We start from the raw sequence: 15,806 nt of genomic DNA, 5'->3' as shown, positions 1-15,806 counted from the left end.
GCCGCTCGGTCCGAATCATTGCGCCCCGCTTGGGGAAGGACGCCGTTTGTTATGCCTTTCGTACCCGAGTAAGGCGGCGTTACCGGTCGGAGACGCGGTTCGCGACCGGTCTCAGTCGACGTCGAGTTCGAAGCGGTCGGCGTGCGTCAGCGTCGTCCACCCGAGGATACGTCGGTCGTACAGCGGTCGACCGATCGACTCGACGACGCCCTCGAACGCGGGGCGGTCCCACCGCGAGTGCGCGAGTTCGTACACCGAGCCGGCAGCCGTTCGGTCCCCGTCGGTGTATCCGTTCTCTCCGGTTCCGTACTCCCACTCCGCGGCGTCGGTGACGTACGGACACAGGCCCTCGAAGGCCCGCAGGAGCGCGCTCGCGTCGTCGTCGGGGAGCGTGTGCCCGTAGAGGTCGACGTCGTAGTGCCGGGCTATCTCCGCGGTGAACGCGAGCGCCTTGAGCCCGTACACCGAGTACTCCAGCCCGTCGACCCGCTGCCGCTCGTGCCGCAGGAGGCCGTTCGGTTCGAGTTGGTCGAAGCCGTGCTCGCGCCAGTCGTCGAACGCGCGCGTCAGCGCGTCGCGGTCGTCGAGGTACGCCGCCGCGGTCGCTCTCGCGAGGATCCACCAGGCGTAGATGTTGTTCTTGACCGCACCGGTGTAGCGCTGCTTCCCCCGTCCGTCCTCGAGGTCCGCGAGGTACGTCTCGATCCACCCGCGAAGGGCCTCTCGGTCCGCTCCGACGGCCGACCACCGCGGGGAGTCCCGGACGAGCGCCGCGCCGTAGATGAGCGTCGGGAGCGTGACGTGGAGTTCGATGGAGAAGTACGTCTCGCCGAAGTTCCGGCCGGAGGGGTACATCCGCGTCTCGGGGTCGAGAAACCAGTGGTCGAGCAGCCGGATCGCCTTGCGAGCGAACCGCTCCCGCCCGGTGAACACGTACCCTATCCCGAGATCACGGACCCACGTTCCCATCTCGACCGCGGCCCGGTAGTCGGGCCGCTCCTCGCCCGTGGCGAACCGGTGCTCGTCCACGCCGTCCGGTGAGCCGTCGTCGACGACGCTCGACGGGGTCGCCGTCACGGCCCGGTCCGCGTCCCGGATCTGGGCGTCGTAGGCCGCCTTCCACGGCCGCTCGTCGTCTTCCACGCGATCGCGGATCGCGACGACCTCGTTGCCGTCGAGGAACCCGGCGTACACGGCGGGGTCGTCCCGGCTCTCGGTCGGTACCCCGGATCCCGACCCGCCGGAACCGGATCCCGACCGATCGGAACCGGAGCCGCAGCCGGCGAGGACCCCGGCGAGCCCGAGCGACGCGGCGCCGCGCAGCAGGTCGCGGCGCCGCGTCCCGTCAGCGTCGCGTTCGGTCACGCTCCGCGCTCGGCGTCCGTCACCGACCGCTCGGTCCCCCGGACCGCTCGGCGCCGTATCACCGGTCGGCGCCTCCCTCGTTGTGCCAGACGTCGACGTGGTGGTCCGGCGTGTACGACTTCCCGACGACGTCCGGGAGGCCGTTCCCCGAGAGGTCGACGGCCTTCGCCTCGTGGGTCTCGACCCCCTCCGCGACGACGGACTCCTCGAACCGACCGTCCCCCTCGTTCCTGAACAGGTAGTGTCGCGGGACCTCGTTCTCGCCGAGGCTCATCTCCGCCGCGTACACGTCGAGTCGGCCGTTCCCGTCGAAGTCGGCGAGCTGTAGCGTGTGGGGACAGAACAGGTCCTCTGCGATCACGGTCTCCGCCCAGCCGTCGTCCCGGCGGTCGAACCACCCGACCCGTCCGGGGTGGGTGCCGTAGGTAGGCGAGTCGCCCTCCGCGAGCACGACCTCGGGCTCGCCGTCGCCGTCCACGTCGCCGACCGCGACGCGGACGTCGTCCCAGCCGGTGGCGATCGGCTCGCGGTCCCACTCGTGGGTCCCCTCGCGGCGGCGGTAGAGGTCGGTGCCGACGACGAGCTCCGTCCGACCGTCCCCGTCGACGTCGCCGATCCACACGCCCTCCGCGTCGCTGTCGCCGTCCACGACGTGACAGTTCCGTTCCGGCCACGGCCCGCCCGTCGGGTCGTCGGGAACGTCGTAGTAGAACACCGCGCCGGAGCGCTGTGACAGCCCGACCACCTCCGGGTCGCCGTCGTCGTCCACGTCGCCGAACGCGAGGTCGTGGTACTTCTCGAAGCGGTCGGTCACCAGGTGTCTCTCCCACCGCGACCGGGGGTCCGCCGGCTGTTCGAACCAGTAGACCGCGTTGTAATGGATTCCCTGACCGGCGAGGACGTCGACCCGGCCGTCGCCGTTCACGTCGCCGAGCGAACAGCCGACCCCGAGTTGCGGCACGTCGGCGATGGCGTGCCGCTCCCAACCGGGGTTCTCGTACCAGAACAGCGTCGGCCCGGCGAGTCCCGTCGCCTGCTTGATCCCCTCCACGCTCGGCAGGCGGGTCCGGCCGCCGGCCACGAACAGCTTCGTTTCCGGCCCCGTCCCCCCGACGATGACGTCCGGGCGGCCGTTGCCGGTGAGGTCGGTCGTCAGACAGATCCCGAGCTTCGTCGTCGGAGGCGCGGGGTCGATGACCTCGTGGCGAAAGCGGGGTCGCTGTGTCTGCATGGATTCCCGCTGGACCGCGGTCGGCTTTGTTATCGATCGCTTACGCGGCCGGCTCGGGTGTCAGATCGCCCCCGCGAAGTTCCGGAGCGTCTCCCGGAGCTCCCAATTCAGTTGCGTCTCGAGCAGCAGTACCGCGACCCCGTACACCGCGGCGCCGGCCGCGACGAGGACGACCAGCTCGAGGAACACCCACGGGAGCGTCAGCGTCGCCTGTAACCAGAGGACGACGCCGCCCATGAGGAGGCTCGCGAGCGCCGGGTACGACATCTCCCGGAGCAGTCGGCCGAGGCTCGTCTCGACCGAGTCGATGACGAGGTACACGTCGATGGGCATCACCGGGAAGACGTAGACGCCGAGGACGGCCGCGGCGGCCCCGACGATCCCGAACTCGCGGGTGGCGGGAATGATGATGATCGCGGTCAACACGAGCCGGAAGGCGCCGAGTTTCGCCATGTAGTCGGGTCGGCCGAGGGCCTTCCAGACCGGGGAGTAGGCGGAACCGAGCGCGATGAGCAGTCCGTACACCGCGACGAGTTGCATCACCGGCACCATCGGCAGCCAGTCGGGGCCGAAGACCGCCTCGACGAACGTCGGGGCGACCGTCGCGATGCCGACGGAGGCGGGAAAGGAGATCACCATCGTCACCTGAAGCGTCCGGTAGAACGCCGACCGGAGGGCCGGAATGTCGTCTTGAAGCTTCGAGTAGGCCGGGAACGCGACGCTCGAAATGATCTGTGAGATCTCCGTCGCCGGCGCCTTGGCGAACTGGTAGGCGACCTGATACAGCCCGAGCGACGCGGCCGACAGCAGCCACCCGATGACCGCGTCGTCGCCCTGGTTGATGAGGAAGTAGATGCTCTCAGAGCCGGTGATCCACTTCCCGAACCCGAACAGGTCGCGGGCGATCTCAACGTCGAAGTCCGGCCACGGGCGGTAGCCGTGGACCGCGTACGACGTCAGCATGCGAGCGGCGTCGGAGGCGACGTAGCCGAGCACGAGCGCCCAGACGCTCTGGGTCGCGAGCGCGACGGCGAGCGCGACGACGAAGTTCGTCAGCGAGCCGCTCATCGTGTAGAGGAACTCCTTGTGGAACTCGAGGTTCTTCCTGAAGTAGACGATGCCGGGGTTCCGGAGACCGAGGAGCAGCGGCGTGAGCGCGATGACTCGGAGGATCGGGGTGGCCCGCGGTTCGTCGAAGAACCCGGCGACGAAGGGCGCGATGACCACGAGGATCCCGGCGAGCAGGAGGCCGCGGAGGATCTCGATGCTCCAGTACGTGTTGAGGTAGTCGTCGACGTTCCCGGACGCCTTCTGGATGAGCGCCTGGTCGAACCCGATGTTGGAGAAGCGCTTGAACGCCGTCAGCGTCAACAGGGCGATCCCGAGCAGCCCGAAGTCGGCCGGCGTGAGCATCCGGGCGAGGATCGCGATCATCAGCAGTTGGAGGCCGCGATCGAGGACGTTCGTGATCGTGGCCCAGATGCCGCTCTTGACCGTCTGTTCGGTGAGGTCGCCGCCCGGAGTGAGCCGCGTGAGGAGTCGACGAACCGAGGAGAGAACTGACATGGTGCGGTGAGTTGGTCCGTCTCCGCAGACCCGTGTTTCGGGCATTGTTATGTACGCGTTACCGGCCCGTCGAGGGGACGCCGGACCGCGTCGCGTGGTGTCGAACCCGGGGTCACGCCGGGCGCCGTGACGAGCGGCCCGCGGTAACGACCGTCCTAACAATACGGTTCCCGGGGCACGTCCATCCAATGGAGACACCGGACCGACCGTTGGTCAGCGCGATCGTGATAACCCGCGATCGGCCGGCGAAACTCGAGGACGCCGTCGCCAGCGTCCGGGCGCAGACGTACCCGAACATTGAACTCGTCGTCGTCGACGGGTCCAGCGAGCCGGTCGAGTCGCTCGCGCGCCGCCGCGCCGGTGACCGGCCGGTCACGTACCGGCGCGACGACGGCCGGGGACCGGGCGCCGCCCGGAACGTCGGGATTCGCGCCGCTGACGGGGAGTACGTCGCGTTCCTCGACGACGACGACAGGTGGCTCCCCGAGAAGATCGAGCGGCAGGTGTCGGCGTTCGAGCCCGGCGTCGTCGCCGTGTACACGGGGCAGTTCGCCGTGCGCGACGGCGAACGCGTCGGCGGCCGCTCCCCGTCGCTGTCCGGGGACGTCACCGAGGCGCTGCTCCGCGGGGCCCCGTGCGTTCCGACCTCGGCGTTCATGGTGCGCCGGGCGGCCATCGACGACGCCGGTGCCTTCGACGAGGCGCTCCCGATCTGGGAGGACCGCGAGTGGTACGTCCGGCTCTCCGAACACGGGCAGTTCCGGTCGGTCCCAGAGGAGCTGGTCCGGCGCGGGTTGGGGGAGTACGACCAGCTCACCGACGACTTCGAGGCCGCCCGTGACGTGGCCTACCCGCGGTTCCTCGACGCACACCGGGCGTCGGCCGCCGAGTACGGCGCCGGCTGCGAGCGGATGCTCGTCGCGTCGCTCTCGCGGAAGCTCGGCGCGACCGCGCTGGAGAACGGGCGCTACGGGGAGGCGCGCCGCTGGCTGGCGCGCTCGGTGCGTCACGACCCCGGACAGCGGCAGACGTGGGTCTACCTGTTGGTGGCGCTCGGCGGGGCCCCGGCGTGGCGGGGCGTGCGAGGGCTGCGACGGGCCTACGAGTCGCTCGCGGGCCGGTGGACGACGGCGGCGGTGTCGTGGCGGGGTCGCGGTGACGCCGACCGGTCGGGCGAGGAAGGGAACGGCTGACGGCGCCGCCTTCAGACCGTGACGCTCTTCGCGAGGTTGCGCGGCTTGTCGATGGAGCGGCCGCGGCGTCTGGCGGCGTGATAGGCGACGAGCTGGAGCTGGACGTTGGCGAGCACGCCCACGAGTTCCGGGTGGGTGGACGGGACCGACAGGACGTGGTCGGCGATCCCCTCGAGGTCGGGGGTGTCCCCGCTCGCCACGGCGATGACCGGACCGCCGCGGGCCCGGATCTCCTTGACGTTGCCGAGCGTCTCCGTGTCGTCGGAGCCGCCGTTGAACACCGCGAACACCGGCGTGTCCTCGGTGACGAGCGCCAGCGGGCCGTGTTTCAGCTCGGCGGCGGTGAACCCCTCGGCGTGCTCGTAGGTGATCTCCTTGAATTTCAGTGCCCCCTCCAGCGCGACCGCGTGGCCCGGCCCGCGACCGATGAAGAAGTACGCCTCGGAGTCGGTGAACGCGTCGGCGATCTCCTCGGCGGCGGGGCTCTCGACGACCTGTCGAACCTGGTCGGGCAGTCGCGTCAGTGCGGACAGGAACGCCTCCGCGTCCGGCGACGGCGTGCCGACCACGTCCCGACGGATCCGCTCGGAGAGCAGCGACAGCGTCGCGACCTGCGAGGAGAAGGACTTCGTCGCGGCGACGCCGATCTCCGGGCCGGCACGGACCAAGAGGGCGTCGTCGCACTCCCTCGTCAGCGACGACCCGACGACGTTCGTGACCACCAGCGTCCGCTCCGCCCGGGCCGCCCTGACGGCCGCGATGGTGTCCGCGGTCTCGCCGCTCTGTGAGATCGCTATCACGAGCGTGCCGTCCTCCGCGGGCGGCGGGGACGACGCGTACTCCGAGGACATGAAGGCGCGCGCCGGAACGCCCCGGCGCGCCAGCAGCGCTTCGGTGTACATCGCCGCGTGGTAGGAGGTCCCCATCGCGACCAGATGGACCCGGTCGACCCCCTCGAACTCGCCCGCCGGGAACCCGTCGAGGTCGACCGTGCTCCCGGCCGAGTCGGTCCGGCCGCTGACGGACCGTCCGAGGGCGGTCGGCTGCTCGTTGATCTCTTTGAGCATGTAGTGGTCGTACCCTCCCTTGCCGGTGTCCTTCGGGTCCCAGTCGACGGTCTCGGTCGCGCGGCGGACGCGCTCGCCGTCCGCGTCGGTGACCGTGAAGCCGCTCGGGGTGACCCGGACCACGTCGCCGTCCTCGAGGTACGCGACGCGGTCGGTGAACTCCAGGAACGCGGGCACGTCGCTGGCGAGGTACTGCGTCGAGTCGCCCGCGCCGACCACCAGCGGTGAGTCGTTCCGCGCCGCGTACACCGCCTTCCGACCGCCGATGACGGCGGCGACGGCGTAGCTCCCATCGATCCGATCGACGGCAGCGCGGAACGCCGCCGCGGGGGCCGCTCCGTCCGCGAGCGCCGACTCGATCAGGTGCGGGATGACCTCGGTGTCCGTGTCGCTCTCGAAGACGTGTCCCGCCCGGGAGAGCTCCTGACGGAGCCGCTGGTAGTTCTCGATGATCCCGTTGTGGACGACGGCGACGTCGTCGAGACAGTCGGTGTGCGGGTGTGCGTTCGCGTCGGTCGGCGGCCCGTGGGTGCTCCACCGGGTGTGACCGATGCCGACGGCCCCGCCCGACGGGGCCGCCGCGAGCGCGTTCCGGAGCGTGTCGATGCCGCCCGCACGTTTGCGAACGTCCACGCCGCAGTCCCGCTGGACGGCGATGCCCGCCGAGTCGTAGCCGCGGTACTCGAGGTTGTCCAGTCCGGCGAGCAGCTCGTCGACCGCCTCGTCGCTCTCGCCGATCCGAGCCACGATGCCGCACATTACCTCGTCACCCCGTCGGCCTCGCCGCCCGCACACGCCGTCTCGGGTAGTCGGCGCGCACCGTTCGTGTTCGTACAGGGACCGATTTCCATGCCGTCACATACCCAGAGATGTACTTTGTTATGGACCGGATTTCGCTCCGGACCGCGAGTATGTGGCTGATACCCCGTCCAGCGCTCCGCCGTTCTCCGTGGGTTTTAACGTCTCTTTCGGCCGTCCTCGCGCGAGCGAGGTCGCGCGATTTCCGGGTGAAGCGGACGGTCCGAGCGGCCGGACCCGACACGTCGGTGTCCTCCGGCGCGTCGCGACGAGGACCGGATTCTCTCGTTTATTCAGTACACAAACAGTCTGTGAAAATATAGAAGAGTTAAGTAAGAAACATGAAATTACCCGGTAAGGCCCCTCACACGTAGACTCGTCACCAACGTAGCAAGATAACAAATATCCCGACAATGATGAACGAAAAGACAACAAAGACGCATAGTTCTGTGACAAATTGGAACAGAGGTGTGAAATGAACGCCGATCCAGAAGCCGAAACTCGCCCGGAGAGTCAGGCCGATCCGGAGTCGTCGGGACCGGAAGCCGCCGGTTCGAGCGTCGAGCCGTTGAACATCGAGCAGGCGCCGATCGGGTTCGATCAGCTGTTCGAGATCCTGAAGAACCAACGGCGCCGACGGGTGCTGCGATACCTGATCGAAGACGAGAACGAGGGGGTGACACTGGACGAGTTGGCCGAGGAGATCGCCGCGCGCGAGACGGGCAAAGACATCAGACAGATCACCTCACAGGAACGCAAGCGCGTCTACGTCGGGCTCTACCAGTGCCACCTGCCGAAGATGGACGACTACGGCGCGATCGCGTACAACAAACCGCGCGGCCATATCGAGACCGCGGACAACACTGACCTCTTCGAGCGGTATCTCTCCGTCGACGAAGACGCCGACGACTCGGGGTGGACCGAGTACCACTCGACGCTGTCGCTCGTCGCCGCCGTCGTCCTCGCCGTCCCCGTCGTCCTCGGCGCGATCGGATCGAACACCGTGTTCCAAGTGACGACGGCGCTCCTCGTCGGGGCGCTCGTCGGCGTGTCGGCGTTCCGGTACTTCGAGTAACGCGACACCGGTCTTCCGGGTTCCTACCGCCCGGATAGCGCTCGCGTCAGGGGAAGTGACTGCGACGAAAACGCCCGTTAGGAGCGTCCTACGAGGAGATAATCCGGTCCATAACTATGTCCCGTTTGGGAAAGAGACGGGACATGAACGGAGACGGAACCGACGAACGGGACCGGTACGCCTGGCGATGAGTTCCGCCGAGACGGAGCCGTTGACGCCGGACGGCGTGTTCGAACTACTGAGCAACCACCGGCGTCGGATGGTGCTGTACTACCTCCGGACGAACGGCGGGTCGGTCGACATGCAGGAGCTCGCCACGGAGATCGCGTCGATGGAGAACGACGTTCCCGTAGACGAACTGACGAGCCAACAGCGCAAGCGCGTCTACGTCTCCCTGTACCAGACGCACCTCCCGAAGATGGCGGAGATGAACACCATCGAGTACGACAAAGACAGCGGGGTCGTCCGGCTCGCCGAACGGGCAGACGACATCGACGAGTACCTCACGACGGACGACCGGACGACGTACCCGTGGCGATTCCATTACTTCCTCCTCACGGTGGTCGGGGCGACCGCGCTGTCGCTGTCGGCGCTGAACGTCGCCGTCTTCGGGGCCGTCTCGCTACTGGTAGTAGGTGTCGCCACCCTCGTCGCGCTCGTCGCGTCGATCGTCGGGCAGTACTGGCGGATGCAAAACGACACCGAGCAGGTTCCGGTCGAACTGAGCCAGTACGACCAGTGACCCGCCCGAGAGCGGTCACGGGTTCCGTTCCGGCCGTCGGAGGGCGAGGTGCGGTCGTTCCCGACTTCCACCCCAGTAATTTTCAAACCGCGTAGGTGTAAGCATAGGAACACGAAAAGCGCGGTTCGAGTAAGCACGAGGGAGGATCGAATATGTTCTTTATTATTAATTACTAAGGGCGTCTCCACCGTTGTATGAGCAGCGTTCACAAGGAGATCTGTGTCACCGTGAGCGAAACCGTCTCCGACGCGCTCGGGGAGCCGGTGGACGCGCTCCCACCGCTCTCGGAGGCGATCGACACCGACGGACTCGACGCGGTGGTGACGGAGGACCGTTCACACGACGTGACGATCGCCTTCTCGTACGCCGGAATGTCCGTGTTCGTCTGTGCCGACTCCACGGTGTACGTCCGGCCGCAACGGACTCCGGGCGAGCGCTCGCCGGACACGAGCGCGTGAGCGCCCCCGGAGTAAACGTGTCACCTAGATACTCACAACAAAGTTATACACCCGCGTCGAAAGGTAGGGGCATGGAACAGGACAGGGTGTCGGAGCGCGGAGCGATCGAGGCACGCGAACGATACGATTGGTCGGACACGAGGCCGTCGGACGCGGTCGTGGAGGTCGTCGCAGACGTCGTGGCCGGCGGGCCCGTCTCGTTCGGCCCGCTGTACGATCGCATCGATCCCGACGCGCTGGACGACATCTTCCGGTCTGACGGCGACGACCGACCGGCGGCCGGAACCCGCGTCTCGTTTCCCCTCGCCGAGCGGACCGTCGTCGTCCACGGCAGCGGAACGGTCGTCGTCCGCACGGCGGCCCGGGACGACGCCGACGAGTGACGAGCGGCGTTGCGCCGCCCGGACCGTATATCAATCTGACATGTCGCGCGTGACGCGACGCGGTCGACCTCCCCGGATCGGCGGCCGGTCCCCGAAAACCGATGAATTGAGTCGCCTCCCGACCGACCCGCTGGAATTCATAAGAGTTAGTAGTGGGTTCGCCCGAGTAATATGTATCTGAATGAACGAAGTGGATCGAGATGTCTCCGAGTTCGGCGCGGCGGGGACGGACGAATTTCGGACAGCGTACGACTGGGAGTCGACGGCACCGAGCACCGGTGTGGTCGAGGCGGTGTCGGAGGCGACGAACCGCGAACAGCTGGACCTGCCGCAGCTCTACGGCGCTCTCGACCCGGACGCGCTGGATTCGCTGGTTCGTTCGAGCGACGGCCCGATGTCGCTCGCGTTCTCGTTCGCCCGCTGCGAGGTGACCGTCCTGAACGACGGTGAAGTCGCCGTGAAACACAGTTCTACTGACCCTCAAAGCGAGTAACTCGGCGATATCGTCGTCCGTTTCCGTCGCTACCCCGCTAGCGCCTGCCTCGTCGAGCGCCCCCCGCTTCAGACTCGCCGCAGTCGGTTTCCCCGTCGAGTCCGTCGGTCGTCGCGGTCGTGTAAGCCGTCTATAACAATCAGTTCGGCGGTGGTCTCGCCGATATCCGATGGATCGGGACTCACCGACCCCGAGATACGAGGCGTACGAAGCGGCCGTCGTCAGCGACGACGGGCGGTCGACCGAGTGTACGATATTCCCGAGGGACGTCGACGACGAACGCCGAACGACCGCGTGGATCACCGCCCGCGAGGAGGCCTACTGCTCTGCGGCCACCATGCGGTGACGCGCTCTCGACTCCCGCCCTCCGAACCGGTTCCCCGCTCCGCGTACTGACCCGTGAAACGCCGTTTGATCGGTCGCGGAGACCGGTCTGACGCCAGCCGTGAGACCGGCGGTGTGACCGCGTCTCCGGCCCGCGTCCGTCCGGCCGTTCGGCACGCGAGTCCGCGAAGCCGTCGCCTCCCGCGATCGGTGCCGAGTATCGACGGACTACCGACCGGAACGGACTTATTACTCAAGTTACCTCGGCTTAATGGGTGGGTATGGAAAGCTCCATCACGGAAGCCGACAAGCGGCGGATCGCGACGTTCGTGTCGACCCCGAAGTACGAACGCGACCCCGAGATGCTCGTCCCCGACGACGAGTGAACTCGTCGTCCGGCGTCCGGCGGGCCGCGTTCAGCGAGGGGATCGGACCTGTTCGCCGTCGACGAGGATCTGTTCGGTCCCCGTGACCTCGACGACGTGGTTCGGCGTTTCGAACCGGAGGCGCCACGAGTCGCTGTCGTGGCTCACGAGGTCGCGGATCGCGTCGGTGGAGACGTGGTCCTCGATGGAGACGTCGAGTTCGTGTGGCTCCACCGATTCGACGTCGGCGAGGGCTCTTGCTACCTCCTCGATGAGGGCTTGAGTCACGACCGTTAATTCCCTTATTTATAATCATAAGGTTGTCCATTCGGACCGCCGTCAGGGATGCGGGACGGAGAACGACCGGTCGTCGGCCGACCGTTACTCTGTTAATGAAAAAAAGTCCGGGCGTGAGGAACTGGTCACTTGATACCCGTGGGCACCGACCGCTCTGTCGTGAGTGAATCACGTCTCGACGCCGCGCTGTCTCTCGTCGCTGACCGCCAGCGAAGACGGGTCATTCGGCGGTTGCGAACCGACTCGGACGGGGAGACGACGTTCGAGGAACTCGTCGACGACCTCCACGACGCGGACGCGACTGAGTCGCTCCCGGCTGATACGGACCGAGAGGGACTCGAGATCCGACTGATCCACAGCCACCTGCCCAAACTGGCCGACCACGGCCTCATCGAACACAGACGAGACGAGGGCGTGATCCGGTACCGACCCGACGAACGCGTCGAAGCGGTGTTAGACGCCCTTCCGACCGAGCACGAGCCGACGCCTTACGGCACGTGATCGAGGGTGTCGACCCGATCGAGCGCGTCGCTCAGATCGCGTCCTCGCGCTCTAACCGGTAGGTGAACATCGCCTTCAACACGACCGAGAGACTGTTCGCTTCGCCTTCGCCCCAGATGGCCGTCTCCGACCGCGGGTCTGACCTGGACGCGTCCGCGCCGTTGACGAGCGCGCTGACGAGCGTCTTGCGGCGGTCGATCATCAGCAGTCGTCCCGCCGACGTGTCCGACCAGACCCACAGGGACTCGAACATCGTCGCCCCGGGGATGTCGTCTCGAATGCGCTCTTGAACGGCCGGCGAGACGCCGCCGAGCTTGACCGAGACGCCGCGTCCCGCGGCCTCGCTCAGTCCGTCGATCACCTCGTCGGTGAGCAGGTCCTCGACGGTCATGTACACTATCTCCTCGTCCGCGCTCGCGAAGAACTCGAGGACGCGCTCCGTGACCGGCTGCCGGCCGTCGACCGTCCAGACGCCGCGCTGTTCGGTCCGGTGGTCCACGGGTTCGAGTTCGCTCAGGGCCGCCCGGAGGACGCCCGCCCGATGTCGGAGCTCGTGTTCGAACGTCCGACTCGCGGTCTCGGCCGAGGTGGCGCGGAACTGCTTCGGCGACGACTGGAGCACGTCGACGAGTCCCCTCTCGTGGAGTTCGTCGATGGCGTCGTACACCCGCGTCCGCGGGACCTCCGACGCGCGACTCACGTCCTTGGCCGTCCCGGACTCCAGCGCCGAGAGCGCGACGAAGGTCCGCGCGGCGTACGCGCTCAGCCCGAACTGTTCGAGCTGTTCGACGGCTGCCGACTGCGGGTCTTCGATCGGCTCGTCGTTCATCGGTAGTGTCGAGTGTTGAGAACCCGGTCACCCCGAAACGAGGTGACCGGACCGGGCACGCAGCAGTAGGGTGGTTGGGACACTCGACTGGACTGCGTGCGAGTAATGACCCGTGCCCCACGTAGTTATCCTTTTTGTGATTAACTGAGTTATTCCGGGGGAATATACCTGTGGGCGTATTTCGAGCTGACACGGAGCGTCACGGGTTTAGTCACTATGAACGTGACAACCTCTCTGGGCCGGATATCGTTCAGGCACGCGCCGTGCCGAGAGCTGGGGCGAAGAGCGCGCAAAACGGACTCGTTCGTCACTCCGATAGTGACAATGCCTATCCCTTCCCGGGGGTAATCCTCATGCGAATCTCGGGGGGATCCCGAGAGGTTGGGACACATGGATACGTCAAAAAACGTGGAGGAAGCGATCGAGATCCTCCAGCAACTCGGTCTGAAGGAGTACGAGGCCCGATGCTTCGTCGGGCTCGCTCGGCTCAACACCGGCACCGCGAAGAAGCTCAGCGAGATCACGGAGGTCCCGCGGACCCGCGTGTACGACGCGATACGAGTGCTGGAGGCGCAGGGATTAGTCGAGATCCAACACTCGAGCCCGCAGCGGTTCCGCGCCGTTTCGCTGGAGGAGGCGACGGAGACGCTCCGCGGCCAGTACGAGGAGCGCGTGGGGCGGCTCCGGAACGCGCTCGACACCATCGAGACCGTCGAGGACGACGAGGAGTCCCCGGTACAGGAGATCTGGGCGATGACCGGTCGGGACGCGATCGAGAGCAGGGCGGACCAGCTCATCGGCGCGGCGGAAGAGGAGATCGTCCTCGTCGTGGGCGACGGTTCGCTTCTCACCGACGACCTCATCGAGACGCTCAACGGCGTCGACGACGACATCGATCTGGTCGTCGGGGCCCTGTCCGAGCCGCTTCGGGAAGAGATCGAAACGGCCGTTCCGAACGCCACGACGTTCGTTTCGGGGCTCGAATGGTTACGGGACCAAGACTTGCCGGCCGACGAGACGGCGATCGGGCGGCTCCTCTTGGTCGACCGCTCGACGATCCTCGTCAGCACGATCATTCCCGACAACAAAGAGGAGCAGGCGATCTTCGGCGAGGGGTTCGGGAACGGCCTCGTCGTGATCTCCCGGCGGCTCATGGCCCAGGGGCTGATCCCCGCTCGCGACCCGCAGTAGCGGTCCGACACGTCGACGTCGGCCGACCCCCTCACCGCCGGGCCGAACTGGTTCGCCCCGCCGAGCAACCCTCGCCCCGACGCGGCGGTTTAAGAGCCCCGAGCGACAGGGGCGAGTATGAGCGAACAGCAGTCGCAATCTGACGACGACGAGCGGCGGCGCCGCCGGGAGGACACCGACCGATTCGCCGGCGGAAAGGACGAAGACCTCCGGAGCAGAGACGTGACCGAGGGACCGGACAAGGCGCCACACCGGGCGATGTTCCGCGCGATGGGGTTCGACGACGAGGACCTCTCGTCGCCCATCGTCGGCGTGCCGAACCCGGCGGCCGACATCACCCCGTGTAACGTCCACCTCGACGACGTGGCCGACGCCGCGCTCGACGGGGTCGACGCGGCGGGCGGGATGCCCATCGAGTTCGGGACGATCACCATCTCCGACGCCATCTCGATGGGTACCGAGGGGATGAAGGCGAGCCTGATCTCGCGGGAAGTGATCGCCGACAGCGTCGAACTCGTCTCCTTCGGCGAGCGCATGGACGCCCTCGTGACGGTCGGCGGCTGCGACAAGAACCTCCCCGGGATGATGATGGCCGCCATCCGCACCGACCTCCCCAGCGTGTTCCTCTACGGCGGCTCGATCATGCCCGGCCAACACGACGGGCGCGACGTGACGATCGTCCAGGTGTTCGAGGGGGTCGGGACGTACGCGCAAGGGGACATGGACGCGGACGAACTCGACGATCTAGAGCGCCACGCCTGCCCCGGCGCGGGCTCTTGCGGCGGGATGTTCACCGCGAACACGATGGCCTCCATCGCCGAGGCGCTCGGGCTGGCGCCGCTCGGCTCCGCCTCGGCGCCCGCCGAGGACCCCGAGCGCTACGCCGTCGCCGAGCGCGCGGGCGAACTCGTCATGGACTGCATCGAGAACGACCGCCGCCCCTCCGACATCCTCTCGCGGGAGTCCTTCGAGAACGCGATCGCGCTCCAGACCGCCATCGGCGGCTCCACGAACGGCGTCCTCCACCTCCTCGCGCTCGCCGCCGAGGCCGACGTCGACCTCTCAATCGACGACTTCGACGAGATCTCGCGGCGGACCCCGAAGGTCGCGAACCTCCAGCCCGGCGGCACCCGCGTGATGAACGACCTCCACGAGATCGGCGGCGTGCCGGTCGTGCTCCGGCGGCTGCTGGAGGCCGACCTGCTCCACGGCGACGCGATGACCGTGACCGGTCGGACGCTCGCCGAGGAGATCGCGGAACTGGAAGAGCGAGGGGACCTCCCCGAAGATTCGGAGATCGAGGCCGACTTTCTCTACACCGTCGACGAGCCGAAAGAGCCCGAGGGCGCGATCAAGGTCCTCGACGGCAACCTCGCGCCCGACGGCGCGGTGCTGAAGGTGACCGGCGACGACGAGTTCTACCACGAGGGTCCGGCCCGAGTGTTCGAAGACGAGGAGGAGGCGATGGAGTACGTCCAGTCCGGCGGGATCGAGTCCGGAGATGTGATCGTCATCCGCAACGAGGGGCCCCGCGGCGGGCCCGGGATGCGCGAGATGCTCGGCGTCACCGCCGCCGTCGTGGGCGCGGGCCACGAGGACGACGTGGCGCTGCTCACCGACGGCCGCTTCTCGGGCGGCACCCGCGGCCCGATGATCGGCCACGTCGCACCCGAGGCCGCCGTCGGCGGCCCGATCGGACTCATCGAGGACGGCGACCACGTCACGGTCGACATCCCCGAGCGCGACCTCGAAGTCGACCTCTCCGAGGAGGAACTGGCCGCCCGCCGCGACGAGTGGGAGACGCCCGAACCCCCCTACGAGGGCGGCGTCCTCGCGAAGTACGCGCGCGACTTCGCGTCGGCGGACCTCGGCGCGGTGACGAACCCCCGGCTCACGCGCGAGCGCTGAGCGGACACGGAGTTCCGGCG

The 15,806-nt window shown here is 67.6% G+C and carries 16 protein-coding genes; 10 read left to right on the top strand and 6 right to left on the bottom strand.

Annotated elements, in window-relative coordinates; genetic code table 11:
• Window positions 1-111: 111 nt before the first annotated feature.
• Genes ACZ5KW_RS12050 through ACZ5KW_RS12040 form a run of 3 tightly spaced genes read right to left on the bottom strand, consistent with a single transcriptional unit; the run spans window position 112 to window position 4,162 of the window.
• On the bottom strand, window positions 112-1,365 hold the full coding sequence (locus ACZ5KW_RS12050) for an alginate lyase family protein (RefSeq protein WP_343776712.1): 1,254 nt from the start codon (window positions 1,363-1,365) through the stop codon (window positions 112-114).
• Window positions 1,366-1,423: 58 nt separating this feature from the next.
• Window positions 1,424-2,596, bottom strand: a complete 1,173-nt coding sequence (locus ACZ5KW_RS12045) for an FG-GAP repeat domain-containing protein (protein ID WP_343776710.1) — start codon at window positions 2,594-2,596, stop codon at window positions 1,424-1,426.
• Window positions 2,597-2,656: 60 nt separating this feature from the next.
• Window positions 2,657-4,162 carry a lipopolysaccharide biosynthesis protein gene (locus ACZ5KW_RS12040; protein ID WP_343776708.1) on the bottom strand — a complete coding sequence of 502 codons (1,506 nt, stop codon included), beginning with the start codon at window positions 4,160-4,162 and terminating at the stop codon, window positions 2,657-2,659.
• 188 nt (window positions 4,163-4,350) lie between these two features.
• On the opposite strand from ACZ5KW_RS12040, the gene ACZ5KW_RS12035 reads away from it, so the two are divergent.
• Entirely contained in the window at window positions 4,351-5,355 is a 1,005-nt protein-coding gene (locus ACZ5KW_RS12035; RefSeq protein ID WP_343776706.1) for a glycosyltransferase family 2 protein, read from the top strand.
• Between the two features lie 11 nt (window positions 5,356-5,366).
• Here the strand turns inward: ACZ5KW_RS12035 and glmS are convergent, their stop codons facing one another.
• Window positions 5,367-7,181, bottom strand: a complete 1,815-nt coding sequence (gene glmS / locus ACZ5KW_RS12030) for a glutamine--fructose-6-phosphate transaminase (isomerizing) (protein WP_343776704.1) — start codon at window positions 7,179-7,181, stop codon at window positions 5,367-5,369.
• 514 nt (window positions 7,182-7,695) lie between these two features.
• On the opposite strand from glmS, the gene ACZ5KW_RS12025 reads away from it, so the two are divergent.
• The 6 genes from ACZ5KW_RS12025 to ACZ5KW_RS12000 all read left to right on the top strand — a co-directional run bounded on the left by ACZ5KW_RS12025 (window position 7,696) and on the right by ACZ5KW_RS12000 (window position 10,717).
• The gene (locus tag ACZ5KW_RS12025) at window positions 7,696-8,295 is read left to right on the top strand and encodes a DUF7344 domain-containing protein (RefSeq protein WP_343776702.1); all 600 of its coding nucleotides are present in this window, start codon (window positions 7,696-7,698) and stop codon (window positions 8,293-8,295) included.
• Window positions 8,296-8,482: 187 nt separating this feature from the next.
• Window positions 8,483-9,037 carry a DUF7344 domain-containing protein gene (locus ACZ5KW_RS12020; protein ID WP_343776700.1) on the top strand — a complete coding sequence of 185 codons (555 nt, stop codon included), beginning with the start codon at window positions 8,483-8,485 and terminating at the stop codon, window positions 9,035-9,037.
• 194 nt (window positions 9,038-9,231) lie between these two features.
• A complete protein-coding gene (locus tag ACZ5KW_RS12015; RefSeq protein WP_343776698.1) occupies window positions 9,232-9,495 on the top strand; it encodes a HalOD1 output domain-containing protein in 264 nt (87 codons plus the stop codon).
• Between the two features lie 71 nt (window positions 9,496-9,566).
• Window positions 9,567-9,878, top strand: a complete 312-nt coding sequence (locus ACZ5KW_RS12010) for a HalOD1 output domain-containing protein (protein ID WP_343776696.1) — start codon at window positions 9,567-9,569, stop codon at window positions 9,876-9,878.
• A 181-nt stretch (window positions 9,879-10,059) separates the two neighbouring features.
• A complete protein-coding gene (locus tag ACZ5KW_RS12005; RefSeq protein ID WP_343776694.1) occupies window positions 10,060-10,371 on the top strand; it encodes a HalOD1 output domain-containing protein in 312 nt (103 codons plus the stop codon).
• A gap of 169 nt (window positions 10,372-10,540) precedes the next feature.
• On the top strand, window positions 10,541-10,717 hold the full coding sequence (locus tag ACZ5KW_RS12000) for a DUF7511 domain-containing protein (RefSeq protein WP_343776692.1): 177 nt from the start codon (window positions 10,541-10,543) through the stop codon (window positions 10,715-10,717).
• A gap of 394 nt (window positions 10,718-11,111) precedes the next feature.
• Here the strand turns inward: ACZ5KW_RS12000 and ACZ5KW_RS11995 are convergent, their stop codons facing one another.
• The gene (locus ACZ5KW_RS11995) at window positions 11,112-11,348 is read right to left on the bottom strand and encodes a HalOD1 output domain-containing protein (protein WP_343776690.1); all 237 of its coding nucleotides are present in this window, start codon (window positions 11,346-11,348) and stop codon (window positions 11,112-11,114) included.
• Between the two features lie 168 nt (window positions 11,349-11,516).
• Here ACZ5KW_RS11995 and ACZ5KW_RS11990 point away from each other — a divergent pair, with 168 nt between their 5' ends.
• Complete coding sequence (locus tag ACZ5KW_RS11990) at window positions 11,517-11,858, top strand: DUF7344 domain-containing protein (RefSeq protein WP_343776688.1); 342 nt, start codon at window positions 11,517-11,519, stop codon at window positions 11,856-11,858.
• A 31-nt stretch (window positions 11,859-11,889) separates the two neighbouring features.
• Here ACZ5KW_RS11990 and ACZ5KW_RS11985 read toward each other — a convergent pair whose 3' ends face one another.
• A complete protein-coding gene (locus tag ACZ5KW_RS11985) occupies window positions 11,890-12,687 on the bottom strand; it encodes a TrmB family transcriptional regulator (RefSeq protein WP_343776687.1) in 798 nt (265 codons plus the stop codon).
• A gap of 390 nt (window positions 12,688-13,077) precedes the next feature.
• Between ACZ5KW_RS11985 and ACZ5KW_RS11980 the strand changes: the two genes are divergently transcribed.
• Window positions 13,078-13,878 (top strand): TrmB family transcriptional regulator, encoded by an 801-nt coding sequence (locus tag ACZ5KW_RS11980; RefSeq protein WP_343776686.1) that lies wholly within the window; start codon window positions 13,078-13,080, stop codon window positions 13,876-13,878.
• A 117-nt stretch (window positions 13,879-13,995) separates the two neighbouring features.
• Window positions 13,996-15,786, top strand: coding sequence for a dihydroxy-acid dehydratase (gene ilvD / locus ACZ5KW_RS11975; protein ID WP_343776684.1), 1,791 nt, complete (start codon window positions 13,996-13,998; stop codon window positions 15,784-15,786).
• The last annotated feature ends 20 nt before the right edge of the window (window positions 15,787-15,806 follow it).

The organism is Halorubrum ejinorense (genome assembly GCF_055389685.1).
Note: the sequence above shows the minus strand (reverse complement) of the source record. Positions and strands in the feature narration are given on the sequence as shown.

Excerpts from the sequence above, each read along its gene's own strand:
- ACZ5KW_RS12045 (WP_343776710.1), bottom strand. The coding sequence starts at position 2,596 with ATGCAGACACAGCGACCCCGCTTTCGCCACGAGGTCATCGACCCCGCG.
- ACZ5KW_RS12010 (WP_343776696.1), top strand. The coding sequence starts at position 9,567 with ATGGAACAGGACAGGGTGTCGGAGCGCGGAGCGATCGAGGCACGCGAA.
- ilvD (WP_343776684.1), top strand. The coding sequence starts at position 13,996 with ATGAGCGAACAGCAGTCGCAATCTGACGACGACGAGCGGCGGCGCCGC.
- ACZ5KW_RS12015 (WP_343776698.1), top strand. The coding sequence starts at position 9,232 with ATGAGCAGCGTTCACAAGGAGATCTGTGTCACCGTGAGCGAAACCGTC.
- ACZ5KW_RS11985 (WP_343776687.1), bottom strand. The coding sequence starts at position 12,687 with ATGAACGACGAGCCGATCGAAGACCCGCAGTCGGCAGCCGTCGAACAG.
- ACZ5KW_RS12020 (WP_343776700.1), top strand. The coding sequence starts at position 8,483 with ATGAGTTCCGCCGAGACGGAGCCGTTGACGCCGGACGGCGTGTTCGAA.
- ACZ5KW_RS12035 (WP_343776706.1), top strand. The coding sequence starts at position 4,351 with ATGGAGACACCGGACCGACCGTTGGTCAGCGCGATCGTGATAACCCGC.
- ACZ5KW_RS12040 (WP_343776708.1), bottom strand. The coding sequence starts at position 4,162 with ATGTCAGTTCTCTCCTCGGTTCGTCGACTCCTCACGCGGCTCACTCCG.
- ACZ5KW_RS12005 (WP_343776694.1), top strand. The coding sequence starts at position 10,060 with ATGAACGAAGTGGATCGAGATGTCTCCGAGTTCGGCGCGGCGGGGACG.
- glmS (WP_343776704.1), bottom strand. The coding sequence starts at position 7,181 with ATGTGCGGCATCGTGGCTCGGATCGGCGAGAGCGACGAGGCGGTCGAC.
- ACZ5KW_RS12025 (WP_343776702.1), top strand. The coding sequence starts at position 7,696 with ATGAACGCCGATCCAGAAGCCGAAACTCGCCCGGAGAGTCAGGCCGAT.
- ACZ5KW_RS12000 (WP_343776692.1), top strand. The coding sequence starts at position 10,541 with ATGGATCGGGACTCACCGACCCCGAGATACGAGGCGTACGAAGCGGCC.
- ACZ5KW_RS11980 (WP_343776686.1), top strand. The coding sequence starts at position 13,078 with ATGGATACGTCAAAAAACGTGGAGGAAGCGATCGAGATCCTCCAGCAA.